Here is a 22318-nt window from a genome sequence, read left to right on the forward strand (position 1 = left end):
CCTATCTGGCGCGGGTGTAGAGGAAGGCGGTGATGTCGCGCGCATCGCCGTGGCCGACCCCAAGGTCGGGCATCGCGGTCCCTGGCGATACGTGCTGCGGATCGCGGATCCATTTTTCCATGTTGGCCGGAGTATTTGCAAGATGTCCGCCAACGATGACGCGGATCGCGATTCCGTCGAGCGGCGGACCGACTCTGCCGGTGGCATCGCGGACGCTCTTCAGTTCATGGCAGCTGCCGCAGCCATATTGGATGAACATGGCCTCGCCGCGGATAGGGTCGCCGCCGGTTTCGAGGGCAGCGTGAACGCGCATCCGATCCCGCTGCTCGAAGTATTTGTAGACGATGCCGGCGACCGCCACCGCAAAGACGATGCCCGCGAGAATGCCAAAGAAGGTTTTAGTGGACAGGGAGCGCATTGCCGCCTCCCTCCGAGGCCCGGAGCCACTTGTAGAACAGGGCGAGTGCTGCCGCGCCATGGACGAGGCCTCCCGGAATCCACATGATGAGCCCAGCCAGTCGCTGATCGTCGACCGGATCGAGGCCGATCCCGGTCATGCCCAGGGCTGCATAATCGGCATACCAGGGGCTCGAGGACAGGCTCATCAGCGCGCCCAGCGCGCCGCCAATGAGCGAGGTCGCGAACAGGCAGGCGGCCGAGGTCCCATACCCGGCCGGCCCCCTTCGGGGGTGAAGCATCGCCCACCAGAAAAGGAGCGAACTCAGGAGGAAGCACGCGTGCTGGGCGATGTGCCAGGAAAAACTGTCGAGCGCCGCATCGAACAGCAGGGGGGCGTGCCATACCCACATCACGGCCCCCTGAAGGGCAGTTGCAGTGACAGGCTCGGTAAGGCGGCGCCACAAGCTCTGAAGCGGCGCTTTCCAGCTTCCGCCAAGCGCATGGCGCAGTGGCCGCGGAAGGCCCCAGGCGAGGACCGCGCCCGAAGATGAGGAAGCAAGGAGGAGGGTGGAGACGAGCATGATGAGCTCATGCTCGATCATGTGCATGGTAAAACTCATTTCTCCCGCCTGATGCAGCGGCGAGGTAAGCGAAAGCGCCAGGACCAGCCAGCCGGCGAGGAACAGGCCGGGACGTACCGGAACGGAGGCGCGGGCCGACAGGCGGCGCCAGCCGATGAGATAAACGAGCAGCGGAAGAAGGAGAGGTGCCGTCAGGAGCGGGTCGAGGGTCCAGCCGGGAGGGCCCGAATGGCCGCCATGCGCAAGTGCAGGCGCTGCAACGCACGCGAGCGCAAGGGCAATGAGCCTCAGGCCCAGCATCTTGGGATCACCAGCGCAGCGATGGAAGGAAGGATGACGCCGATCGTGAAGAGGGCGCAGGCGAGAAGGCCGACCGTTGCAACGAGCCGCCTTGCGGGCGTCTCGCCTTCGCCGGCATAGACTCTCCACGAGCCGAGCGCTCCAAGGGCAATGACCACGAGCCCGAGCAATGTCGCGAGGATGACGATCCAGGGACTGGAGAAGCGGCAATCCTGAAAGGTCGAATCCGATCCAATCTGGTGGGTGAGGAAATAGCCGAGCGTACCGAGCGCAAGGCCGGCCCAGGGCATGAATGCATCGCTGATGCCCTTTGCCTTCATAGCCGCGGCACCCAGTAGATCATGGCGTAGATCGGAAGCCACAACAGCCAGACGTATCGCCAGTAGAGGCTGTTCTCGTCGGTATCGACGAGCCGGCGGCCCTCCCAGCCGACGTCGGTCATCATCAGCGCCCAAAGGACGATCGTATCCGCCCAGTCGGTAAGGAGGTGGGTGGTGTGGAGGAAGAGGATGGCCCAGATGATCGAGCTATAGGCATCGTCGGTCCACCGGCAGTTCAAATTGTTGAACTCGAAGCCCCGGATGATGACCAGCAGGATGCCGACGCCGATCATCACCGGCATGAGCGCGCGGATCGTTGGGACGTCCCGCTCGCGCGCCGCTTTCTTGATCATCGAGTTGGGAATTTCGCTTAAGAGTATGACGATCGTGAACAGGGTGCCGAAAAGCAGTTCGGGCGCCCTGCGGCCTTCGGGCGGCCAGCCTTGTTCATGGCCCATGATGAAGAAATAGGCTGCAAAGGCGAGCGCGAAGCCGGCGCCTTCGATCACCATGAAGCCGATAATTCCCCACCACGTGAGGCTGCTCGGGCCGAACTTGGAGGTCGGGAGGTCGGCGACGGAGTTGGTGAAGCGCGGCGCCCGGCTCATATGATCACCGGCTCCGGTTCCCGCTTCAGCTCCTTGGGCCAGAACCAGGCGGTAAGGGCGATCGCCACCGGAATTGCGCCGAACGGCACTGCCCAGGGCGAGAAGATCGAGGAAACGAAGAAGATGCCGACGGCGCAGGATGCGATGAACGGCCAGAGGCTGGGTTGTGGCACCGGTTCGCGAAGATCGGGGGTCGCGGCGACGACGGTTGTCAGCAGCATTTCCTTTTCATCGACGCGAAGGCCGGTAACGACAGGAAGTTCCTTGCCGAGATCCCACATCGGAGTCCTGCTCTCGCACACCGGAACGTGCGCGAAATTGTAGACGGGAGGAGGCGAATTCGTCGCCCATTCGAGGCTCGATCCGCCCCAGGGATCGGCAGGTGCCGGCCGGCCCCGATAAATGGACAGGATCCCGTTGACGACGAAAATCAGGACTGCTCCTGCAACGACGAACGCGCCGATGCTCGAGAGAAGATTCGGAAGTTCGAGGCCCAGGCCCGCGGGATAGGTGTAAACGCGCCTCGGCATCCCCAGCAGGCCCGCAAAGTGCATCGGGAAGAAAGCGAGCTGGAAGCCCAGGAACACCATCCAGAAGCTGATCCTGCCGAGCGTGTCGCTCATCATTTTGCCCGTGATCTTGGGATACCAATAGGTGAGGATCCCGAGCAGCGGGAAGACGGCGCCGCCGATCAACACGTAATGGAAGTGGGCGACGATGAAATAGGTGTCGTGAAGCTGGAGATCGAGCGGGACGGCAGCGATGATCACGCCGGTGAGCCCGCCGATCACGAAGGTGATGATGAAGGCGACGACATAGAGCATCGGTACTTCGAAACGGGGGCGACCCTCCCACATGGTCGCGAGCCAGCAGAAGATCTGGAGGCCGGTCGGAATCGCGACCGTCATGCTCGCTGCCGTGTAGAAGCTGTAGCCGACGCGCGGCAGGCCGGTTGCGAACATGTGGTGGACCCAAAGGCCAAAGGCGAGGATTCCCGTCGAGACGAGCGCGAGGACTACGACCGGATAGGCAAAGACCGGTCGGCGGCAGAACGTCTCGGTAATGACGCTGACGAACCCGGTCGCTGGAAGGAAGATAATGTAGACCTCGGGATGCCCGAAGAACCAGAAGAGGTGCTGCCAAAGGAGGGCATCGCCATGCTCGTAGGCATTGTAGAAATTGGTGCCGATCAGGCGGTCCGAGATCAGCATCCCTGAGCACAGAGCAATCGCCGGCATTGCAAATAGGATCATCACCGCCTGCACCAGCATCGCCCAGGCAAACAGCGGCATGCGCGCGAGCGTCATGCCGGGCGCTCGCGCTTTGAGGATCGTGCAGATGAGCACGACTGCTGCAGCGAGCGCGGAGACTTCCGTGAACGTGATCATCTGCGCCCAGACGTCGGCGCGCTTCCCGGGCGAGAATTGCGGGCCCGAGAGGGGAGTGTAGGCGAACCAGCCGATGTCGGGCCCGATGTTGAGCACGAACGCGATCCACAGCATGAGGCCGCCGAACAGGTACATGAAGTAACTGAAGGCGTTGAGGCGCGGGAAGGTGGTCGAGCGCGTGCCGATCATCAGGGGAATGATGAAGACGGCAACGCCCTCCATCACAGGCACGGCGAACAGGAACATCATCGTCGAGCCGTGCATCGTGAACAGTTCGTTGTAGCGCTGGGCGCTGATGAGGTTGCTGTCGGGCCGGGCAAGCTGGAGGCGCATCGCAAGCGCGAGCACTCCGCCGAGCGCGAGGAAGACGAGCGCGGTGATGATGTAGCGGCGGCCGATTTCCTTGTGGTCGACCGTTGCGAGCCAGCCGAGGATTCCCGGTGGCCGCCGCCACGCGCGCTCGAGGCGTTGCTCGAGCTCCGGCCCGCTGAGGTCCGGTCCGTCGCGGGCGATCTTCTGGCGTTCCCTTGCGAGCCGCTCGTCTTCCTTTCTGACACGCTCGGGAAGGTTCATTTGAGAGTCTCGAGATAGGCGACGACCGCGTGAAGCTCGTCGGGCTCGAGGCCAATCGTCGGCATGTGGTTCCCGGGTTTGATCGACTGTGGATCTTCGACCCACCCGTAAAGATTGCCCTCGCTCATCGGCATCGTTCCTGCCGCAATGCTGCGCCGGCTTGCGAAATGGGTGAGGTCCGGGCCGAGCGTGCCGCCCGCGGGTGTCCCGGCGATCGAGTGGCAGGCGCTGCAGTTGCGGCTGGTCACGAATTTGTAGCCGGCAAGAACGAGCGGCGTTCTTGGCTGCGGGGCCGTCCGCAGCTGGTGCTCCCACCACTTTATGAACTCAGGGTAGCTCTCGACATCAACGACGAGCGCCATGTGCGCGTGCTGCGCACCGCAGAACTCGGCGCATTGTCCGCGGTAGATGCCGATCTTCGTGGGCGTGATCGTGATGTCGTTCTGTCGGCCCGGGATAAGGTCCTGCTTGCCTGCAAGACTTGGCACCCAGAAGCTGTGAATGACGTCATTCGAATTCAGGAAGATGCGCACCGGCACGCCGACGGGCAGGTGAAGTTCGTTTGCCGTGCGCAGGGTCTTCGAGGCGTCCGCCGCATTATAGCTGATGTCCCACCACCATTGATTTCCCGTGACGGTGATCGAGAGTTTCTCGCGTCCGGCCGCGCTTGCCATCGAGCGGTCGGCGATGAAGCTGAAGACCGCGAGGATAAAGAGCCCCGTTGCAACGAGCGCGCCCCAGATGAGGAAGCCGGTTCGCATCACCGCGTCGGAGTGGTGGTGCCGCCCCTCTTCGACCACGTTGGCAGCCCCGCTACGGCGCCCTCGGAGGGTCGCGGCAAAAAGGAAGGCGATCACCAGCAGGTACATGACCCCGCAGACCGCAAGGAAGATGAGGAACAGCGTATTGAACTGCCGGGTTTCGGCTGCCGCGTTGCCGTAGACGCTCTGGTAATGCTGATAGTCGCATGCACCGGGCAGGAGCAGCGCGGGCAGAGATGGCGCCCGTGCACGCATGCTCATTGCTCGGCTGTATCCGAGGTATGCGCGGGCTCGCGAGGCGTTAGCGAGCCGGGCGTCGTGCTGCTCATGGATTCCGACCGGCTACCGACGACGTCCTTGCTTGGCTGGCCGGACAGCGTCCGGACGTAGGCGGCGAGCTTCCAGATCTGGTCGTCGGTGAGCTTGCCCCTCCACGCGGGCATCCCGTTGGGTCGGCCGACCGCGATGCTGGCTGCAATCTGGTCGATCCGCCCGCCGTATCGCCATTCGTCGTCCATCAATGGCGGACCCATGCCGCCGCCCCCATGGAAGTGGCAGCCGACGCAGTTCATCTGCATATAGAGAGCCTGCCCTTCGGCGATGGCGGGGGCATTGTTGTCATAGATCTTGGCGCGGGCATCGAGCGGTGGCGGCGTTGTCCCGCCCGGCCAGATCGTATCGGGGCTCTGGCCTTCAGGAACCGTCTCTCCGATCGGTTTGGCCCGGCTGTGACGTTCCTGGCTGTCGCACGCGCCAAGGCTGAGGGCGCCGAGCGCAAGGAGGCCAATGCCGGGAAGGCTAGCGCGGAAGCGTGAAGACATAGAGCATGCCTCCGGCCGTGGTTTTCATCGGCAGGTCCTTCATCGCGTTGGTGAAGCCCAGCGCACCTGTTGGATCGCGGGTGTCGAGCTTGGCCGAGACGACGGCGCCCGCCCACCCGCCGACGCCGGCCACGACCGCGACATACTGCCTTCCATCGGGGCCCCGGTAGCTGATCGGCTGGCCGATGATCCCGCTGCCTGCCTTGAAGCGCCACAGCTGCTTTCCGGTCCTGGCGTCGACGGCTTTGAACCATCCGTCCATCGTTCCGTAAAAGACGACCCCGCCGGCCGTAACGAGCGCGGGACTCCAGACCGGCAGGTCTTCGGGAATTTCCCAGACCTTGCGGTGATTGATGGGATCCCAGGCCGTGAAGACGCCGCGGTTCCCGCCCGGTCCGGGGTACATTTTGACGTCGGCGCCGACATAGGGCGTTCCAGCGATGTAGTTTGCCTCCATCGCCCCGAAGTCCATGCAGATATTGTTGTGGGGGATGTAGACGAGGCCGGTGACGGGACTGAATGCCGACGGGTTCCAGTCCTTGAGACCGGGAGCGGCCGGGCAAATGTCGCGCACGACCCGGCCCACCTTGGGGTCCTTTTCGTGATTGGGAATGATCATTCCCGTTTTGAGGTCGACGCCCTTGTAGGCGTTCACATAGCCATAAGGAGTCGCCGAGAGCAGTTCGCCGGTGCGCCGGTCCTGCACGTAGAAAAAGCCCGCCCGTGCAGGATGGAAGAGCACGGGACGCCGGCCGCTGCCCCAGGGGATGTCGGCAAGGATGATCTCGTTGATGTCGTCGTGATCGAACAGGTCGTGGGGCGTCGTCTGATAGTACCAGACGGCTTCGCCGCTGCTGACGTCGCGCGCAAAGACGCCGGTCGTCCACTTGTTGGCGCCGGGGCGCTGGTCGGGGTTCCAGGGGCCGGGGTTACCGACGCCATAATAGATGAGCTTCGTTTCGGGATCGTAGCTTAGCCATCCCCAGACCGTTCCGCCGCCGATCTTCCAGGCTTCCGGCGGCCACGACTTGACCCCTAGGTCCTTGCCGCGGTCCATCGCGTAGAAGGGCCTGAACCGGGGTCCGATGAGAACGTCCTTGTCGGGCCCCGTGTTAAAGGCGCGCCAGGCAAGCTTTCCGCTTCCCTCGTCGAGCGCTGCAAGCCAGCCGCGCACGCCCATTTCGCCGCCCGAATTTCCGACCAGCACTTTGCCGCCCGCGACCAGCGGGGCCATGGTGATCGTCTCGCCTTTCTGGATATCGGCGAGCTGCGCCCGCCAGACCTGCTGGCCGCTTTTGGCATCGACGGCGATCGTCTGCCCATCGAGCGTGTTGAAGAAGATCTTGCCGGCGTCATAGACCGCACCCCGGTTGACGGTGTCGCAGCAGGCGACGCCCTGGCTCGCTGCCAGGGGCTTGGGCTTGAACACCCATTTGGTCGGCGCGCCGGGCTTGGTGAGGTCGAGCGCATAGAGGTAATTGGGAAAGGGCGTGATGAGGTACATCACGTTGTTCACGACGAGTGGCGGAGCCTCGTATCCGTGGGTCGTCGCAGTCGAGAAAGTGAAGCTCAGTGCGAGCTTGGAGACGTTCCCCGGAATGATCTGGTCGAGCCCTGAAAAGCGTGTCGAGGCATAATCCTTGGACGGCATCGTCCAGTTGCCGTCATCGGCAGGAGAGGCGGCGGCGGGGGCTATCGCATGGTTGCTCGAAGGAACGCCGGAATAGACTTTCGCCGAGCCCAGCTGCTGGTTCTCCTGGGAGCGGTCGCAAGCCCCAAGGCTCATGACCGCTGCGATCATGCTGAAGAGAGTTGCGGTTGGAACGCGCCGCATTACGCCCCCAGTCCAGTGTCGTTTCCGGCAAGAAACCCTGCCTTTACCCTTGGTTCCTACCGTTGTTTCAATTCTTGGCCTTCACCCCTCATGTACCCTCATGAAACGGCAGTGCGCTAACCTCGATCAGCATTGTGAACTGCTGAAGGCCGCGTCGCGTTGCCGAGCTGCCACCATCAAGAAGGGAGAAGTCACATGGCAGCAGCGAAGAGTGGTGCTTCCAAGCGGGGCTTTGCCGCGATGGATCCCGCAAAACAGCGCGAGATAGCCAGCAAGGGAGGGAAGGCGAGCCACGGCGGCGGCCGCAAGGCAAGCGCCCGCTAGGGTAGTTCCAGCAATCGTTCCCCAATGAAAAGCGCCGGGCGGCTTAAGGAGCGCGCGGCGCTTTCTCTTTTGCCAAAAAGGGGCATTCGCAACAGGGCGCGATCCTTCGGCGTTTGAGAATGCGTGGCTTACAGGAGCAATATCAGCAGGCGAGACCGGGGCGGTGCGATCGCTGCAGTGGTCGGGGTGCATGCAGCGCTTCTATTCGCCTTCCTCCACCTGTCGGGGAAGATCGATCTTAGTGATCCGCAGGAGACCTTGAGCCTGTTCGACTTTGCCGACAAGCCGCCGGTTCCTCCGCGCGAGCTGCCTCAGCAGCCCAAGCCAAGGCTCAAGGAAGGCTCTTCGGCGCCGATTAACATCAGAAGCAAAGCGACGCCTGTCGCAGCTCCGAGGCCCAGGATTGAAACACCGCCCATCCAGCAAATTGCCGCAAGCGACACGCCGCGGCAGGGCGCTCAACGGACGCAGGGCGCATCGAACCTTGCAGGACCGGGTACGGGCGCTGGCGGCGCCGGAACCGGGGAGGGAAGCGGCAACGGCGGCAACGGTCCAGGCGGCGGGGCAGGCGGCGTTGCTGATCCGCCTCACCTCGTCAGCCCGGTGATGAGCGGGCGTGATTTCCCGCGCGAGCTTCTCGATGCCTGGCCGCCGCGCTCGACCGTTTTTTTGAGGCTGCGCGTCGATGCGCGCGGCTACGTCGCCGAATGTATGGTCGACCGCGGTACCGGGGTCGCGGGCATCGATTCGGTGATTTGCAACCTTGCCCACGAGCGGCTTCGTTTCCGTCCGGCCCTCAATCGAAGCGGAGAGGCGGTTGCAGGATGGTTCGGATACGCGCAACCAGCGCCCCGGTAAGAACAGAAGGAATCGCATGATTGAAGCCGAATGGTGGGAATATGATTCCCTGGATGAACTTGCAGACGCCGTCGCGGGCGACGTGGGGTTCATCATCGAAAGCGCTGTGGAGGCCCGCGGCACGTCCCTCATCGCCGTGCCGGGCGGAAGCACGGGACCTTTGATCTATCCCAGGCTCGCTGCACAGAAGCTGCCATGGAAGAAGGTCACGATCATTCCGACCGACGATCGCATCGTGCCGATCGACAGCGAGCTTGCGAACGTCCGCGCTATGGCCAAGGCCTTCCTTCCTGTTGGCGCGCGCGTGATCCCGATCGTCAGCGAGGCGGCCCAGGACTATCGCCTCGCGGGTAATGCAGCGGATGCCCGGCTGCAGGATTTTCCCTGGCCGCCCGACCTCGTGTGGCTGGGCATGGGCGAGGACGGGCATACGGCCTCGATCTTTGCCGGACCCGACCTTCAGTCGGCTCTCGATGCGCCAAAGGCACGGCGGGCGATCGGAGTGATGCCCGATCCGCTTCCCGCCGACGCTCCGGTCGCGCGGGTGACATTGACGCGCGCGGCAATCCTCTCTGCCCGCACGGTGCTGATTGCAATCACCGGCTCGAGGAAACGCGAGCTACTCGAGCAGGCGATTGCCGACGGGCAGAGTTCGAAGCTGCCGATTGGCCGGGTGCTTGCCGAGGCCGACCAGCCGATCGACATTCACTGGTGTCCCTCGAGCTAGATTTCCTGGAGGTGGCGTCCCGATGTTTCCTTGAGAAACAGTATCGAGACGATGACCGAAATGCCGGTGAAGAGCACCGAGTACCAGAGGCCTGAATAGATGTTGCCGGTGATCGCGACGATCGCAAAGCTGGTCACCGGCAGGAACCCGCCAACCCAGCCGGTACCGACGTGATAGGGCAGAGACATGGCCGTGTAGCGGACCCGCGTCGGGAACATCTCGACGAGGGCCGCGGCCTGGGGTCCGTAGAGCGCGGTCGAGGCGATGACCAACACGATGAGGATGACGATGAGAAGCGTCAGGTTCGCATGCGCAGGATCAGCGAACTTGGGATAGCCCGCCTCCTGAAGCTCCCCGCCGATCGCTTCTGCCGTCCCAAGCTTCAGGACCTTGAGGTCGGCCCCTCCGAGGCGCTCGCCGCCTGAAACCGGCACGCGCTCGGTTCCAACGATCACGTAGGTCCTGCCATCGGAAGAGCGCCGCGTCGTGAAGTTGATGCCCTTGGTGACAAGGCTGCTCTTGGCGATGTCGCAGGCGCTTACGAAGCGTGCCGTGCCGACCGGATCGAACTGCACCGAGCAGGTGGAAGGATCGGTATCGACGAAGATGGGCGTCGAGGCCTGCGCTGCAACGAGCTGGGGGTTGGCCGCGACCGCGATCCAGTGCGAGGCCGGGAAATAAAGAACAAGCGCGATCAGCATGCCGCCGATCATCACGGGCTTGCGCCCGATGCGGTCGCTGAGCCAGCCGAAATAGACATAGAGCGGCGCGCTTACGACCGTCATGACGATGAGCAGGAGGTCCTTGGTCTGGCTGGGCACGCCGAGCGACTTCTCGAGGAACACCTGCATGTAGAAAAAGGTGAAGTACCAGACGGCGCCCTGCGCACACATGATGCCGAAGAAGGCAATGAGAACGCGCCTCAGGTTACGCCATTTGCCGAACGCTTCCCGCAGGGGTGCCTTTGAGACGTCCCCTTCCTCGCGAATTCTGGCGAACTCCGGGCTTTCTGAAAGCTTAGCGCGCATCCAGACCGAGATTGCAAGAAGAACGACGGAAACGAGGAACGGTACCCGCCACCCCCAGGCCGCGAACGCATCCTCGCCGATCGCGCTGCGGGTTGCGACGATGATGATGAGCGCCGCCAGCAATCCGAACGAGGCAGTCGATTGAATCCAGCCGGTGGATGCACCGCGCTTGCTCGCTGGTGAATGCTCGGCGACGTAGATGGCGGCCCCGCCATATTCCCCGCCAAGGGCAATGCCCTGGAGGATGCGAAGGATGACTAGGGCTATGGGCCCGGTCGTACCTGCCTGCGCGTAGGTCGGGACAAGGCCGATGAGGAAGGTCGAGCTCCCCATCAGGGTGACGGTAACGAGGAAGGCGTTCTTGCGGCCGAGCTTGTCGCCGACGACGCCGAAGATGAGCGCTCCAAGGGGACGGAAGGCAAAACCTGCAGCGAAGAGTGCAAGGGCCGCGATCAGGGCCTGTGTCGGTTCGAGTCCTGCGAAGAACACCTTCGAGATGACGGGCGCGAGACTGCCGAAAATGAAGAAGTCGTACCATTCGAAGGCGGTGCCGGCCGAGGACGCGATGATGACGCGCGCCATCGACCAGGGCTTGTGCTCGTGCTTTTCGGCAATGGTCGCCATTCGTCACTTCCCCCTGGCTGGCACGGTAGCGCGGAATTGCCTCCCCGCAAGGGCGCGAAAAAAAGTGCGTGCGAGGCGGGAATAATCCGCGCCCAGAGCCAGTCATCACGTCCAAGCGCCTCGAAAAAAAGGACTTGGCCAGGATGTTCGACGACTTGGACGGCGACCGCCGCGGATTCCTAAAATGCATGGCCTGGGCCGGGACCGGCTCGCTCTTTGCCTTCTCGGGCGGGATCGGAAGCTCGATCGGTCTCGATGCGGCGCTCGCCGCTCCCCGGCGGACGGCGGCTGCGCCATTCACCTTCGTCCAGCTGAGCGACAGCCACATCGGATTCAACAAGCCGCCCAACGCCGATGCAAGGGCGACCTTCAGGGAGGCCATCGCAAAGGTAAAGGCACTCCCCCACCAGCCCGACTTCATCATCCACACCGGTGACGTCTCCCAGCTCTCGCGCGACGATGAGTTCGACGATGCCGAGCAGATGCTGAAGGAGACGGGGTTACCCGTGTTCTTCGTCCCGGGCGAACATGACATGCTCGACCCCGACGGCGGCAAGGCCTTCCTCGGCCGTTTCGGCAAGGGCAGCAAGGGAGCTGGCTGGTACAGCTTCGATCACCGCGGCGTGCACTTCGTCGCGCTCGTTAATGTCGCAGACCTGAAGCCCGGCGGCATGGGCAACCTTGGGTCGGAGCAGCTCAAGTGGCTTAGAGCCGACCTTGAAGGCCGGTCCTCCTCGATGCCGATCGTGGTCTTTGCCCATATCCCGCTCTGGACGGTCTATGCCGACTGGGGCTGGGGGACGGACGACGCGGCCGAGGCGCTGCAGCTCCTCGCGCGCTTCGGGTCGGTGACGATCCTGAACGGCCACATCCATCAAATCGCCCAGAAGGTCGAAGGGAGGATTGCCTTCCATACCGCCCGCTCGACGGCTTTCCCCCAGCCTGCGCCCGGCACTGCGCAATCACCCGGCCCACTCAAGGTCGAGCCCGACCGCCTCCACGACATGCTCGGCATCACCGATGCGATGTTCGTGCGCGGCCACGACCGGATCGCACTCATTGATTCCACCCTCTCATGACGATCCCAGCAAGGAAAAATCACATGAATCGCGGATTGAAGATGCTGACCTTCCAGGCTGCGGCGCTGGTCTCGAGCGCGCTCATGCTCTCGGGCGTTGCAGCGATGAGCAGGGCCGCCCCCGCACCCGCGCCCGCCCCAGCGGCGGTTCAGATCGGCAATTTCACCTTCAACAGCAAGCTCGTGACGGTGAAGGCGGGAACGACGGTCACGTGGACCAATGCCGACGACATCCCGCACACGGTCGTTTCCAAGGACGGTCTTTTCAAGTCGAAAGTGCTCGACACGGGCGACCGTTTCTCCTTCACCTTCGCCAAGGCGGGCCAATTCGGCTATTTCTGTTCTCTGCACCCGCACATGACGGGCACCATCGTCGTCAGGGCGTGAGGCAGTGAGGCAGTGAGGCCGTGAGCTCGTGAAGACCTCCAATTCTGAAGGCGCTTCGCCCCGGCTCGTCGGGAGGTCGCCGGCGGCCTTTTCGGGTGCAGCACAGCTGCAGGAATTCAACCGCCTCATCCTGCCCCATCTCGACGGCGCCTATAATCTTGCGCGCTATCTCACTCGCGACGCGGTCCTTAGCGACGACGTCGTGCAGGACGCGATGGTCCGCGCCTTCCGCGCGTTTGCGCAGTTCCGCGGCGGTTCGCCCCGGGCCTGGCTGTTCGCGATCGTCCGTAACTGCTGCCGGACCGCCCAAGCGGGGACCGCTGGAAGGATCGCGCTCGTCATCCATGAAAGCGCCCTCAGCGCGGAGGCGGCGGCGGAGCTTGCAAGCCATGCCGATCCTTCCCCAAGCCCTGAAGAAGAAGTTTTCAGGAGCGCCGAGGTCAACCGCCTGAGGCAAGCGATCGAGGCCATTCCCGAGCCCTTTCGGGAAGCCGTCGTGCTTCGCGATCTCGAGGACCTCTCCTATGCCGAGATCGCGGAAGTGACCGGGGTGCCGGTCGGAACGGTGATGTCGCGCCTGTCGCGAGGCCGAGCGATGCTTGCCAAGGAATTGCAGCCCGCGCGAGCGGCGGGCGATGAACAGTCAAGGAGTATTAGTTAGGATGGCTGCGTGCGTTGATCAGGAGCTGCTGTTGGGCGGGCTCGTCGACGGCGAGCTCGATGCTGCGAACGTCGCGATGGTAGAGGCTCATGCCGCGCGCTGCGAAGGCTGCCGCGAGGAGCTCGACCGGCTGCAGGCGCTGCGCAATCTCCTTAAAAGTGACGCCGTTCGTCACCGCGCGCCCGAAGCTTTGAGGCAGCGCATCGCGGCGCTTCCTGAGTTCAAGGAGCGGCGAGCGGTCAGCCAGTGGCTTCCTGGCTGGCTTGCACCGGGGCTTGTCGGCGCACTTGCAGCCTCGCTCGCCTTCGTTGCCTTTCTTCCTCCGGGAAGCGAGCCGGTCATCGACGAGGAGGTCGTCTCGAGCCACGTGCGCTCGCTTCAGCCGGGTCATCTTACCGACGTACAGACCACCAACCAGCATATCGTGAAACCCTGGTTCAACGGCCGCATCGACTTTTCGCCGCCGGTTCCCGAACTTGCCGACCATGGCTTTCCGCTTGCCGGGGGACGGCTGGATTCGATAGATGGGAAGACCGTTGCCGCCATCGTCTATCACCGGAGGCTGCACACCGTGAACCTGTTCGTATGGCCTGCCAGAGACGGAGCGGAGCGCTCGTTCGTGAAGGACGGTTTTGCGGTCGTTGAATGGAGCAGGAACGGCCTTCGCTTTGCGGCGGTATCCGACATCCCGCCGGGCGAACTTCGCCAGTTCGCTGATCTATTCGTAGCCAAGTCGAGCTGACCGTAGCTTCAGTCGAGCTTGCGGATCGTCCCGTCGACGTGGGCGAAGGTGATGCCGAGCTTCTTTGCAACGACGTGGTTGGAGAGGGTCTTGCCGTCACCCTGGAGCTGGACCTGCTGGACGATCTTGAGGCCGCCGTCCCTCATCGTGTAGCGAATTGTCGCGGTATCGCCGCTGACGACCACGTCGACCGGCCCGCTCGCATCGCTGAGATAGCCCGTGAAATGGTCATCGCTCGCGGGCTTCATGACCCAGCTTCGCTTGCGGACCGGCTTTCCTTCCTCCTGGACGGTATCGATGAGCACGAAGTCGCCTTCCCGGTTCCGTCCGCCGACGCTGTCGACGATCAGCTTGTGGGGACCGTGAAGCGCGATCTTGATGACGTTTTCCGCATGGCTCTTGCCTGAAAAGAAGCTGGTCATGTCGAGCCGGGGCCTGTCGGACGGTGCCGGCGCTGCAGCGATAACGCCAAGCAATGCGGCGGCAGCAAGCTTCATTTGCGGCCTGCCACGAGGGCATCGACGATGGTCGGGTCGGCAAGCGTCGAAATGTCGCCGAAGCCGCTCGTCTCGCCTTCCGCGATCTTGCGCAGGATGCGGCGCATGATCTTGCCCGAACGGGTTTTTGGAAGTGCCGGCGTGAAGTGGATTTTCTCAGGCGCGGCCAGCGCTCCGATATCGCGGCGGACTTCCTGGTTCAGTTCTTTGCTGAGCTCTTCGCTTCCTTCCTCGCCCGCGTTCAGTGTCACGAACGCGTAGATTGCCTGGCCCTTGATTTCGTGGGGGTAGGCGACGACCGCGGCTTCGGCGACCTTGGCGTGGGAGACCAGCGAGCTTTCGACCTCGGCCGTGCCGATCCGATGGCCCGAGACATTGATGACGTCGTCGACCCGGCCCGTGATCCAGTAATATCCGTCCTCGTCGCGGCGGCAGCCGTCTCCCGTGAAATAGAGGCCTGGATAGGTCTTGAAATAGGTTTCGAAAAAGCGCCCGTGATCGTTCCAGACGGTGCGCATCTGGCCCGGCCAGGATGCGCTGATGCACAGGTTCCCGCTGGCGGGACCTTCGAGGACCTTATGGTTGGCATCGACGAGAAGCGGCTGCACTCCCGGTAGTGCCTTCGTCGCACTGCCCGGTTTCATTTCGGTGGCGCCGGGGAAGGGCGAGATGAGGATTCCCCCAGTTTCGGTCTGCCACCACGTATCGACGACAGGGCAGCGTCCATCGCCGACCACGCGCCAGTACCATTCCCAGGCCTCGGGGTTGATGGGCTCCCCGACGGTGCCGAGCAGCCTCAGCGACTGGCGTTGATAGCGTTTCACGGGCTCGTCGCCCTCGCGCATCAACGCCCGGATCGCCGTCGGGGCCGTATAGAATATGGTCACCCCGAGCCGGTCGACCGTTTCCCAAAAACGGCCGAAGTCGGGGTAGTTTGGCACGCCGTCGAACATGACGCTCGTCGCGCCGCAGGCGAGCGGGCCATAGACGACATAGCTGTGACCGGTGATCCAGCCGATGTCGGCGGTGCACCAGAAGATGTCGTCGGGCCTGTGATCGAAAATCCAGTCGAAGGTTGTGGCGGCCCAGGTCGCATAGCCTCCCGTGGTGTGAACAACGCCCTTGGGCTTCCCGGTGGACCCGGAGGTATAGAGAATGAACAGCGGGTCTTCCGCGTTCATGATCTCGGGATTGCACTCGGTAGGAAGTCCGCTGCGCACATAGCGGATATCGCGGCCCTCCTTCATGGGGACATCCGAGCCGGTTCGAGTGACGACGATGACGGTCCCGACGTCCCGGTTCTCGAGCGCCGTGTCGACATTGGCCTTCAACGGGATTTTCTTGCCGCCGCGGACCCCCTCGTCAGCGGTGATGACGGCGCATGCGTCGCAGTCGGCGATGCGTCCCGCAAGACTTTCCGGGGAGAAGCCGCCGAAGACGACCGAGTGGACTGCGCCGATCCTCGCGCAGGCTAGCATTGCAGCTGCTGCCTCCGGCATCATCGGCATGTAGATCATCACGCGGTCGCCGCGCTTGATCCCGTGCTGTTTGAGGAGATTGGCGAAGCGGCAGGTCTCTTCGTAAAGCTCGCGGTAGGTGAGGGTGTGGCCCTGGCCCGGCTCGTCGGCCTCGAAGATGAGGGCGGTCCGGTCGCCGTGTTCTGCAAGGTGGCGGTCAAGACAATTGACGGAGAGATTGAGTTCGCCGTCACCGTACCAGGATATGTGAAAGTCGGCTTCGCTGAACGACCAGTCTCCGGCGCGCGTCGGAAACTTGTTCCAGGTGAGGCGCCGGGCCTGGTCGAGCCAGAAGCGGTCGGGGTCTGAATTTGCAAGATCGTGGAGCTCGGCAAGCTCGGTTGGCCCGATGCGTGCATCAAAGCCATCGGGCACGGGATGAACGGCTGAGCTCATAGGCCTTTGCTCATGTCGACCACGAAGCGGTAACGCACGTCGTTCCTGAGCAGCCGCTCGTACGCCTCGTTGATCTTATTCATCTCGATGAACTCGACGTCCGGGTAAATTTTCTTGGCCGCGCAGAAGTCGAGCATTTCCTGTGTCTCGGGGATGCCGCCGATCGCCGAACCGCCAACCGCCCGGTTCCACCAGATGAGGCTCGCTCCGACAAAGCCCGGCATCGGCGTCAATGCGCCGACGATCACCATTCTTCCAGATCGGCCGAGCAGCTGCAGATAGCCGTCGATCTCATGACTGACGGGGATCGTGTTGAGGATGAAATCGAAGCGGGTGGCGGCATCCGCCATCTGCTTGGCGTCGGTCGAGATGATGACGTCGTGCGCGCCGAGTTCGCGAGCATCCTTGCCTTTGCTCGGCGTCGTCGTGATCATGGTCACGTGAGCGCCCATTGCGGCGCCGAGCTTGACGCCCATGTGGCCAAGTCCGCCCAGACCCACGACCGCCATTTTCGTAGTGGGGCCCACATCGTATTGGCGAAGCGGCGAATAAGTGGTGATCCCGGCGCAAAGAAGCGGCGCGACGCGGCTCGTGTCCATGCCTTGCGGCACCTTCAGGACGAAATGGTCGCGAACGACGATATGATCGGTATAGCCGCCCTTGCTGATCGTGCCGTCGTGATAGTCTGGGCTGTTGTAGGTCTGGACGCAGCCCTTGCGGCAGAAGACCTCCCAGCCCTCGAGGCATTGGTCGCACTCCATGCAGCTGTCGACCATGCATCCGACCGCGACCGTGTCGCCGACCCGGTGGCGGGTGACTTCGCTTCCTGTTGCGGTCACGAGGCCCACGATTTCGTGGCCGGGGATGACCGGGTAGTTGGTGCCGGACCAGTCGTTTCGGGCCGTGTGGAGGTCCGAGTGGCAGATGCCGGCGTAGGTGATCTTGATGGCGACATCGTCGGGGCGCAGGGCCCGGCGTTCGAATTCCATCGGGCGAAGCGGCTGGTCTGGTGCGTCGGTCCCCCATCCTCTTGCCCTGGTCGGTCCTGATTGCCGGTCTGCAATGGTTCCCGGTTGGGGTTCTGCCGTCGTTGCCATTTCAACCTCCTTGAGCGCGCTCGAGCACTCGCTTCGCCTGCACGAGGTGCGGGCGGTCGACCATTTTGCCGCCGACGGACAGCACCCCTGCGTCGGGATGTGCCTCGAATGCGGCGACGATTTCCCCGGCATGCCTGAGTTCGTCCGGCGAAGGCGTGAAGGCAGCGTTGATGATGCCAACCTGGCCCGGGTGAATGGCAAGCTTTCCCGTGAACCCTTCGCGGCGCGCCGCCTCGGCCTCGGCCTTGAGGCCGGCTTCGTCGCGAAAGTCGGCGAAGACGCCGTCGACCGGCTGGACTCCTGCAGCGACTGCTCCTGCAAGGCAGAGCGAGCGTGCAAGCTTGTAGGTGAAGCTAAGCTCGCCGCCGCCATCAAATTTCGACGATGCACCAAGCGCTGCCGACAGGTCTTCGGCGCCCCAGCTCATTGCGGTGAGTGGCGACTTGGGATCGCGGTAGGAAAGAAGGCCGAACAGGCTCGCCGGAGTCTCGGTCACGATCGCGTGGATCGGGATATTGCCGGTCCGGTGAGCGAGCCGGGTGATGTCCGAGCCGCTTTCGGTCTTGGGGAGAACGATGCCGTGGATGTCGGCGACGCCGATGAGAGCGAGGTCGTCCCTGTGGAATTCGCTGCCGATCGGGTTGATTCGCAGCCACCATTGAGGCCCGCCCGAACGCGCCGGAAGCTGCTTTAGCAGGTCGCGCGCGGCACGCTTCTGCGCGGGCGCGACACTGTCTTCAAGATCAAAGATGACCGCGTCGGTCTCGCTCTCGAGCGCCTTGCTGATCTTCCGCTCGCTATCGGCCGGCACGAACAGCCAGGAGCGGGGCTCCTTCATCGAGCCTTCTTGAGGATGAGAGCCGTGCGGGTGCATTCGCATACGAGTTCGCCCCGCTGGTTGGTTGCGCGAAGCGACCAGGTGACGATCCCGGCATTGGGCCTCGATTTGCTTTCGCGAAGTGCGATGCATTCGCTCTCGCACGTCAACGTGTCACCTGCGAAGACGGGCTTTGGAAAGACGACCTTGTCGTAGGAAAGGTTCGCCACCAGCGTTCCGAATGTGGTGTCGTGAACGGTGATCCCGACGAGAAGGCTGAAGGTGAAGCAGCTGTTGACGAGGGGCTTCTTGAATTCGGTCTTCGCCGCCGCCTCGTAATCGAGGTGAAGCGGCTGCGGATTGTGCGTGAGGGTCGTGATGAGGAGATTGTCGGTCTCGGTCACGGTCCGCGTGAGGCCGCTAACGACGCGGTCACCAACCTGCCACTCGTCGAAAAAACGCCCGGCCATGACGGCGCTCCTAGATGGGCAGCAATAGCTCGGCAACCGCCTCGGTGATCGCGGCGCTGCCGAGACGGTAGGCACAGTAGAGATCGGAAAGGCTGCCGGTCTGGCCGAACTTCTCAACTCCAAGGGGGGCAACCCGCTGGCCAAGGACCCCGCCGAGCCAGGAGAGGGAGGCAGGCGCCGCGTCGGCAAGCGTGACGAGGCCGGCTCCGGGCGCGAGATGCGACAGCAGCGTTTCGACGTGGCTCGGCTTGCGCTCGTTGTGCCAGCGCGCGGCCTGGGCCGCGGTCCAGCCGCGGTGAAGGAGGTCAGGCGAGGTGACTGCAAGGAGGCCGAGGCCGTCGACCTCGGTTCTGAGTTCCTCCCAGGCCCCGAGGGCTTCGGGCATCAGGGCGCCCATGGCAACGATTGCGGCTTCAGCACCGCCTTCGGGCTCCTTCAGCCAGTAGCCGCCCGCGAGCGCGCCCTCGCGCCAGCGATCGTCTTTGCGCTCGACCTGTTCAATGCTCCGGGTCGAGAGCCTCAGATACGTGCTTTCGCCCGCGGGGTCGTCGATGAGGCGCAGCGCCTCCTCCATCATTGCCGCGAGCTCGTCGGCAAAGGCGGGCTCATAGTGGCGAAGGCCGGGCTGACCGAGCGCGATGAGCGGCGGGTTGATTGACTGGTGGGCGCCTCCTTCCGGTCCCAGTGTGATGCCGCTTGGCGTTGCGACGAGGAGGAAGCGTGCGTCCTGGTAGCAGGCGTAGTTGAGGCTATCGAGGCCGCGGGCGATGAAGGGATCGTAAAGCGTCCCTATTGGAAAGAGCCTCGTTCCGAAGAGGTCACCCGAGAGCCCGAGCGCCCCGAGCATCAGGAACAGGTTGCTCTCGGCGATTCCCAGCTCGACGTGCTGTCCTTGATTGCTGCTTGTCCATTTTTGCGCTGAGGCAATTTTTTCTCGCGCAAAAACGTCGGCAATGCCGCTCCGGCGAAATAGGCCCCGCTGGTTCACCCAGGCGCCGAGATTGGTCGAGACGGTGACGTCCGGCGAGGTCGTGACGATCCGCGAGGCAAGCTCGCTCCCCGCTTTCGAGAGATCGAGAAGGATCCTGCCGAAGGCGGCCTGCGTCGACTGCTCCTCGCCCGCCGGTGCCGGGATCTGCGGAATGGAGAGCGTCCCGAAGTTTCGCGGGCGCTTGTCGCGCGCGATGCGGCTGCGCTCGAGAAGCGCCTCGACGGCCGGACCCGAATTGTCGCCGATGCCTTCGAGGGGTTCCCACTCCCTGCCCTCGCGGACGCCCATGGCGTCCCTCAGCGCCGCGAGCTGAGTCGGGTTCATTAGGCCTGCGTGATTGTCCTTGTGCCCAGCGAAAGGAAGACCAAAGCCCTTGATGGTCCATGCGATGAACAAGGTCGGGACATCGTCTTGTGCCGCATCGAAGGCCTCGATGAGCGTTTCCATGCAGTGCCCGCCAAGGTCGGTGAAGAGAGAAGCGAGGCCTTCCTCGTCATGTTCCTTGAGGAATGAGGCGGCCTTCCTTCCAAGGTCGGCCTCGATCCGCGCGCGGAAGGCGCCGCCGCCCTGGTAGTGAAGCGCCGAAAGTTCGGCATTGGTGATCGCGTCGAACCATTTTTTCACGGCCTCATGCTTGCGAAGGGCGGCCTCGAGCCTCTTGCCGTAACGCAGTTCGACCACGCGCCAGCCGCAGCTCCTGAAGATCTCGTCGAAGCGCTCGAACATCCGGTCGGCGCTCGTCGCATCGAGGCTCTGACGATTGTAATCGACGATCCACCAGAGGTTTCGGACGTCGTGCTTGGAGCCCTCGATGATCGCTTCGTAGATATTGCCTTCGTCGAGCTCTGCATCGCCGATCAATGCAACGAAGCGACCGCGCTCCTCATCGCCGAGCCAGCCATGCGCGGTGAGGTAGTCCTGAACGAGGCTTGCAAAGAGCGTGATCGCGACGCCAAGGCCGACGGATCCGGTCGAGAAGTCGACCGGAATCCGGTCCTTGGTGCGGCTCGGATACGATTGAGCGCCGCCAAGGCCGCGGAAGGCCTCGAGCGCCTCGCGCGACTGGTTCCCGAGCAGATAATGGACGGCGTGAAGCAATGGACCTGCGTGCGGCTTCACCGCGACGCGGTCGCCAGGACCGAGCGCGTGGAAATAGAGCGCCGTCATGATCGCGCTCATCGAGGCGCAGCTCGCCTGGTGGCCCCCGACCTTCAGCCCGTCGCTGCTCTCCCGGATGTGGTTCGCGTGGTGGATGGTCCAGGCCGACAGCCAGCGCAGCTTCTCATCGATGATCTTCCGGGCTTCGATGTCGGTGGTGACGGGCTTCAGCATGGGCTTGCCCTAGCGGCTCACCGCCCGGGCGCCAATCTAGGCCGCCTCGGCCTTGTCCTGCGCCATGTCGAACCGCGCCTGTGCCGCATGGATCTGATCGACATTGTCCATCGCCCATGTCGCAAGACCGCAGATCGGCTTCTGAAGCGACCTGCCAAGCTCGGTAAGCTCATAGTCGACGCGCGGCGGGATCGTCGGGGTGACCGTGCGGTTGACGAGGCCGTCGCGCTCCAGGTTGCGCAGCGTGAGGGTAAGCATGCGCTGGGAGACACTCGGGATTTCCCGCCGCAGCTCGTTGAAGCGCCGCGAGCCGTCGCCGAGTGTCTGCACGACGAGCACCGTCCACTTGTCGCCGATCCTTGAAAGAAGGGTGCTGATCGTTCGGCAGACGGGATTTGCAGGGTCCTTCATGTCTTGTCTCCAGGCCGGGTCGGTTTCGCCGGTGTTCCCGCACCACAAATTTGTGTCCGGGCCACAAAAATGTGCGTTCTTGCGAGCTGTTCGCGTGTGGTTATTCAGGGTGCCTCGGTAACAAATCCATACCAAGGAGGCAATAGTGACCATCCTGCATATCGACAGCAGCATCTCGGGCGAGAACAGCGCCAGCCGGGCGATTTCGCGTTCGATCCTCGATCAGCTCTCCGGTTCCGGAACGGTGGTCACCCGCGACCTCGTCAGCGAGCCGCTCCCCCACCTGACGCTCGACGCGTTCGCGGACACTACCGTCCTCGATGAGTTCCTTTCGGCCGACACGGTGGTGATCGGTGCGCCGATGTACAATTTCACGCTCCCGACGCAGCTCAAGGCCTGGCTGGACCGCGTCCTCGTTGCGGGCAAGACCTTCCGCTACACGGAAAACGGGCCTGAAGGCCTTGCCGGCGGCAAGCGCGTGATCATCGCTCTTGCCCGGGGCGGAATTTACGGCGCGGGTTCGCCCGCGGCCTCGCTCGAGCATCTGGAGACCTACCTTCGCGGGGTGTTCAACTTCATCGGCATCGAACCCGAATTCGTCGCTGCCGACGGTCTCGCGATCGGCCCTGAACATCGGGACAATTCCATCAGGCAGGCACTTGGCGAGACCGTCCGACTCGCCGCCTGACCATTTTGAAGCGGCACTTGCCCCTCCATATCGTGCCGCTTCCAGGAGCCCCGGCGCTTCCCCTCCCTTCGAGGCGCCGGGGCTCTCA

At 63.4% G+C, this 22318-nt stretch carries 24 protein-coding genes; 8 read left to right on the plus strand and 16 right to left on the minus strand.

Annotated elements, in window-relative coordinates:
- Position 1: 1 nt before the first annotated feature.
- Genes V8192_RS04515 through V8192_RS04550 form a run of 8 tightly spaced genes read right to left on the minus strand, consistent with a single transcriptional unit; the run spans position 2 to position 7585 of the window.
- A complete protein-coding gene (locus V8192_RS04515) occupies positions 2-418 on the minus strand; it encodes a c-type cytochrome (RefSeq protein ID WP_341631852.1) in 417 nt (138 codons plus the stop codon).
- Positions 399-1280, minus strand: coding sequence for a cytochrome c oxidase assembly protein (locus tag V8192_RS04520; RefSeq protein ID WP_341631853.1), 882 nt, complete (start codon positions 1278-1280; stop codon positions 399-401). Before V8192_RS04520 ends, V8192_RS04515 begins: the two co-directional genes overlap by 20 nt.
- Complete coding sequence (locus V8192_RS04525; RefSeq protein ID WP_341631854.1) at positions 1268-1600, minus strand: hypothetical protein; 333 nt, start codon at positions 1598-1600, stop codon at positions 1268-1270. The genes V8192_RS04520 and V8192_RS04525 overlap by 13 nt, the downstream gene beginning before the upstream one ends.
- Positions 1597-2208, minus strand: coding sequence for a cytochrome c oxidase subunit 3 (locus tag V8192_RS04530; protein WP_341631855.1), 612 nt, complete (start codon positions 2206-2208; stop codon positions 1597-1599). Before V8192_RS04530 ends, V8192_RS04525 begins: the two co-directional genes overlap by 4 nt.
- Positions 2205-4169, minus strand: a complete 1965-nt coding sequence (gene ctaD / locus V8192_RS04535; protein ID WP_341631856.1) for a cytochrome c oxidase subunit I — start codon at positions 4167-4169, stop codon at positions 2205-2207. Before ctaD ends, V8192_RS04530 begins: the two co-directional genes overlap by 4 nt.
- Positions 4166-5191 (minus strand): cytochrome c oxidase subunit II, encoded by a 1026-nt coding sequence (gene coxB, locus V8192_RS04540; RefSeq protein WP_341631857.1) that lies wholly within the window; start codon positions 5189-5191, stop codon positions 4166-4168. The genes ctaD and coxB overlap by 4 nt, the downstream gene beginning before the upstream one ends.
- The gene (locus V8192_RS04545; protein WP_341631858.1) at positions 5188-5751 is read right to left on the minus strand and encodes a c-type cytochrome; all 564 of its coding nucleotides are present in this window, start codon (positions 5749-5751) and stop codon (positions 5188-5190) included. Before V8192_RS04545 ends, coxB begins: the two co-directional genes overlap by 4 nt.
- Entirely contained in the window at positions 5729-7585 is a 1857-nt protein-coding gene (locus V8192_RS04550; RefSeq protein ID WP_341631859.1) for a methanol/ethanol family PQQ-dependent dehydrogenase, read from the minus strand. The genes V8192_RS04545 and V8192_RS04550 overlap by 23 nt, the downstream gene beginning before the upstream one ends.
- Positions 7586-7780: 195 nt before the next feature.
- On the opposite strand from V8192_RS04550, the gene V8192_RS04555 reads away from it, so the two are divergent.
- From V8192_RS04555 to pgl, 3 genes are all read left to right on the plus strand, one after another.
- Positions 7781-7909 carry a KGG domain-containing protein gene (locus tag V8192_RS04555; RefSeq protein ID WP_341631860.1) on the plus strand — a complete coding sequence of 43 codons (129 nt, stop codon included), beginning with the start codon at positions 7781-7783 and terminating at the stop codon, positions 7907-7909.
- A gap of 123 nt (positions 7910-8032) precedes the next feature.
- Positions 8033-8767, plus strand: coding sequence for a hypothetical protein (locus V8192_RS04560; RefSeq protein ID WP_341631861.1), 735 nt, complete (start codon positions 8033-8035; stop codon positions 8765-8767).
- Between the two features lie 16 nt (positions 8768-8783).
- On the plus strand, positions 8784-9494 hold the full coding sequence (gene pgl / locus V8192_RS04565; protein WP_341631862.1) for a 6-phosphogluconolactonase: 711 nt from the start codon (positions 8784-8786) through the stop codon (positions 9492-9494).
- Here pgl and V8192_RS04570 read toward each other — a convergent pair.
- Complete coding sequence (locus V8192_RS04570; protein WP_341631863.1) at positions 9491-11146, minus strand: MFS transporter; 1656 nt, start codon at positions 11144-11146, stop codon at positions 9491-9493. The genes pgl and V8192_RS04570 overlap by 4 nt on opposite strands.
- Positions 11147-11289: 143 nt before the next feature.
- On the opposite strand from V8192_RS04570, the gene V8192_RS04575 reads away from it, so the two are divergent.
- From V8192_RS04575 to V8192_RS04590, 4 genes are read left to right on the plus strand one after another with little or no spacing between them, the layout of a single operon-like run.
- Positions 11290-12225, plus strand: coding sequence for a metallophosphoesterase family protein (locus tag V8192_RS04575; protein WP_341631864.1), 936 nt, complete (start codon positions 11290-11292; stop codon positions 12223-12225).
- A gap of 23 nt (positions 12226-12248) precedes the next feature.
- Complete coding sequence (locus tag V8192_RS04580; RefSeq protein WP_341631865.1) at positions 12249-12611, plus strand: cupredoxin domain-containing protein; 363 nt, start codon at positions 12249-12251, stop codon at positions 12609-12611.
- A 28-nt stretch (positions 12612-12639) separates the two neighbouring features.
- On the plus strand, positions 12640-13272 hold the full coding sequence (locus tag V8192_RS04585) for a sigma-70 family RNA polymerase sigma factor (RefSeq protein ID WP_341631866.1): 633 nt from the start codon (positions 12640-12642) through the stop codon (positions 13270-13272).
- A 1-nt stretch (position 13273) separates the two neighbouring features.
- Complete coding sequence (locus V8192_RS04590) at positions 13274-14014, plus strand: anti-sigma factor family protein (protein ID WP_341631867.1); 741 nt, start codon at positions 13274-13276, stop codon at positions 14012-14014.
- Between the two features lie 8 nt (positions 14015-14022).
- On the opposite strand, the gene V8192_RS04595 is transcribed toward V8192_RS04590, so the two are convergent.
- From V8192_RS04595 to V8192_RS04625, 7 genes are read right to left on the minus strand one after another with little or no spacing between them, the layout of a single operon-like run.
- Positions 14023-14511 (minus strand): DUF3833 family protein, encoded by a 489-nt coding sequence (locus V8192_RS04595; RefSeq protein ID WP_341631868.1) that lies wholly within the window; start codon positions 14509-14511, stop codon positions 14023-14025.
- Positions 14508-16424: an acetate--CoA ligase gene (gene acs / locus V8192_RS04600; protein ID WP_341631869.1), complete on the minus strand. Its 1917-nt coding sequence runs from the start codon at positions 16422-16424 to the stop codon at positions 14508-14510. Before acs ends, V8192_RS04595 begins: the two co-directional genes overlap by 4 nt.
- Entirely contained in the window at positions 16421-17521 is a 1101-nt protein-coding gene (locus tag V8192_RS04605) for an NAD(P)-dependent alcohol dehydrogenase (RefSeq protein WP_341631870.1), read from the minus strand. Before V8192_RS04605 ends, acs begins: the two co-directional genes overlap by 4 nt.
- Position 17522: 1 nt before the next feature.
- Entirely contained in the window at positions 17523-18359 is an 837-nt protein-coding gene (locus V8192_RS04610) for an HpcH/HpaI aldolase/citrate lyase family protein (RefSeq protein ID WP_341631871.1), read from the minus strand.
- Positions 18356-18808 carry a MaoC family dehydratase gene (locus V8192_RS04615; RefSeq protein WP_341631872.1) on the minus strand — a complete coding sequence of 151 codons (453 nt, stop codon included), beginning with the start codon at positions 18806-18808 and terminating at the stop codon, positions 18356-18358. Before V8192_RS04615 ends, V8192_RS04610 begins: the two co-directional genes overlap by 4 nt.
- Before the next feature lie 10 nt (positions 18809-18818).
- Entirely contained in the window at positions 18819-21131 is a 2313-nt protein-coding gene (locus V8192_RS04620) for a thiamine pyrophosphate-binding protein (RefSeq protein ID WP_341631873.1), read from the minus strand.
- Positions 21132-21167: 36 nt separating this feature from the next.
- Positions 21168-21542 (minus strand): winged helix-turn-helix transcriptional regulator, encoded by a 375-nt coding sequence (locus V8192_RS04625; protein WP_341631874.1) that lies wholly within the window; start codon positions 21540-21542, stop codon positions 21168-21170.
- 145 nt (positions 21543-21687) lie between these two features.
- Between V8192_RS04625 and V8192_RS04630 the strand changes: the two genes are divergently transcribed.
- Complete coding sequence (locus tag V8192_RS04630) at positions 21688-22230, plus strand: FMN-dependent NADH-azoreductase (RefSeq protein WP_341631875.1); 543 nt, start codon at positions 21688-21690, stop codon at positions 22228-22230.
- Positions 22231-22318: the final 88 nt, after the last annotated feature.

Origin of the sequence: Sphingomonas agri, from assembly GCF_038148795.1 — a bacterium.
In the GTDB taxonomy this organism is placed as follows: Bacteria; Pseudomonadota; Alphaproteobacteria; order Sphingomonadales; family Sphingomonadaceae; genus Sphingomicrobium; species Sphingomicrobium agri.

Coding starts and splice junctions, on each gene's coding strand:
- V8192_RS04545 (WP_341631858.1), bottom strand. CDS start 5,751: ATGTCTTCACGCTTCCGCGCTAGCCTTCCCGGCATTGGCCTCCTTGCG.
- V8192_RS04610 (WP_341631871.1), bottom strand. CDS start 18,359: ATGAAGGAGCCCCGCTCCTGGCTGTTCGTGCCGGCCGATAGCGAGCGG.
- V8192_RS04570 (WP_341631863.1), bottom strand. CDS start 11,146: ATGGCGACCATTGCCGAAAAGCACGAGCACAAGCCCTGGTCGATGGCG.
- V8192_RS04590 (WP_341631867.1), top strand. CDS start 13,274: ATGGCTGCGTGCGTTGATCAGGAGCTGCTGTTGGGCGGGCTCGTCGAC.
- V8192_RS04595 (WP_341631868.1), bottom strand. CDS start 14,511: ATGAAGCTTGCTGCCGCCGCATTGCTTGGCGTTATCGCTGCAGCGCCG.
- V8192_RS04605 (WP_341631870.1), bottom strand. CDS start 17,521: ATGGCAACGACGGCAGAACCCCAACCGGGAACCATTGCAGACCGGCAA.
- V8192_RS04530 (WP_341631855.1), bottom strand. CDS start 2,208: ATGAGCCGGGCGCCGCGCTTCACCAACTCCGTCGCCGACCTCCCGACC.
- ctaD (WP_341631856.1), bottom strand. CDS start 4,169: ATGAACCTTCCCGAGCGTGTCAGAAAGGAAGACGAGCGGCTCGCAAGG.
- V8192_RS04515 (WP_341631852.1), bottom strand. CDS start 418: ATGCGCTCCCTGTCCACTAAAACCTTCTTTGGCATTCTCGCGGGCATC.
- V8192_RS04555 (WP_341631860.1), top strand. CDS start 7,781: ATGGCAGCAGCGAAGAGTGGTGCTTCCAAGCGGGGCTTTGCCGCGATG.
- V8192_RS04615 (WP_341631872.1), bottom strand. CDS start 18,808: ATGGCCGGGCGTTTTTTCGACGAGTGGCAGGTTGGTGACCGCGTCGTT.
- V8192_RS04580 (WP_341631865.1), top strand. CDS start 12,249: ATGAATCGCGGATTGAAGATGCTGACCTTCCAGGCTGCGGCGCTGGTC.
- V8192_RS04525 (WP_341631854.1), bottom strand. CDS start 1,600: ATGAAGGCAAAGGGCATCAGCGATGCATTCATGCCCTGGGCCGGCCTT.
- V8192_RS04520 (WP_341631853.1), bottom strand. CDS start 1,280: ATGCTGGGCCTGAGGCTCATTGCCCTTGCGCTCGCGTGCGTTGCAGCG.
- V8192_RS04550 (WP_341631859.1), bottom strand. CDS start 7,585: ATGCGGCGCGTTCCAACCGCAACTCTCTTCAGCATGATCGCAGCGGTC.
- V8192_RS04625 (WP_341631874.1), bottom strand. CDS start 21,542: ATGAAGGACCCTGCAAATCCCGTCTGCCGAACGATCAGCACCCTTCTT.
- acs (WP_341631869.1), bottom strand. CDS start 16,424: ATGAGCTCAGCCGTTCATCCCGTGCCCGATGGCTTTGATGCACGCATC.
- pgl (WP_341631862.1), top strand. CDS start 8,784: ATGATTGAAGCCGAATGGTGGGAATATGATTCCCTGGATGAACTTGCA.
- V8192_RS04620 (WP_341631873.1), bottom strand. CDS start 21,131: ATGCTGAAGCCCGTCACCACCGACATCGAAGCCCGGAAGATCATCGAT.
- coxB (WP_341631857.1), bottom strand. CDS start 5,191: ATGAGCATGCGTGCACGGGCGCCATCTCTGCCCGCGCTGCTCCTGCCC.
- V8192_RS04575 (WP_341631864.1), top strand. CDS start 11,290: ATGTTCGACGACTTGGACGGCGACCGCCGCGGATTCCTAAAATGCATG.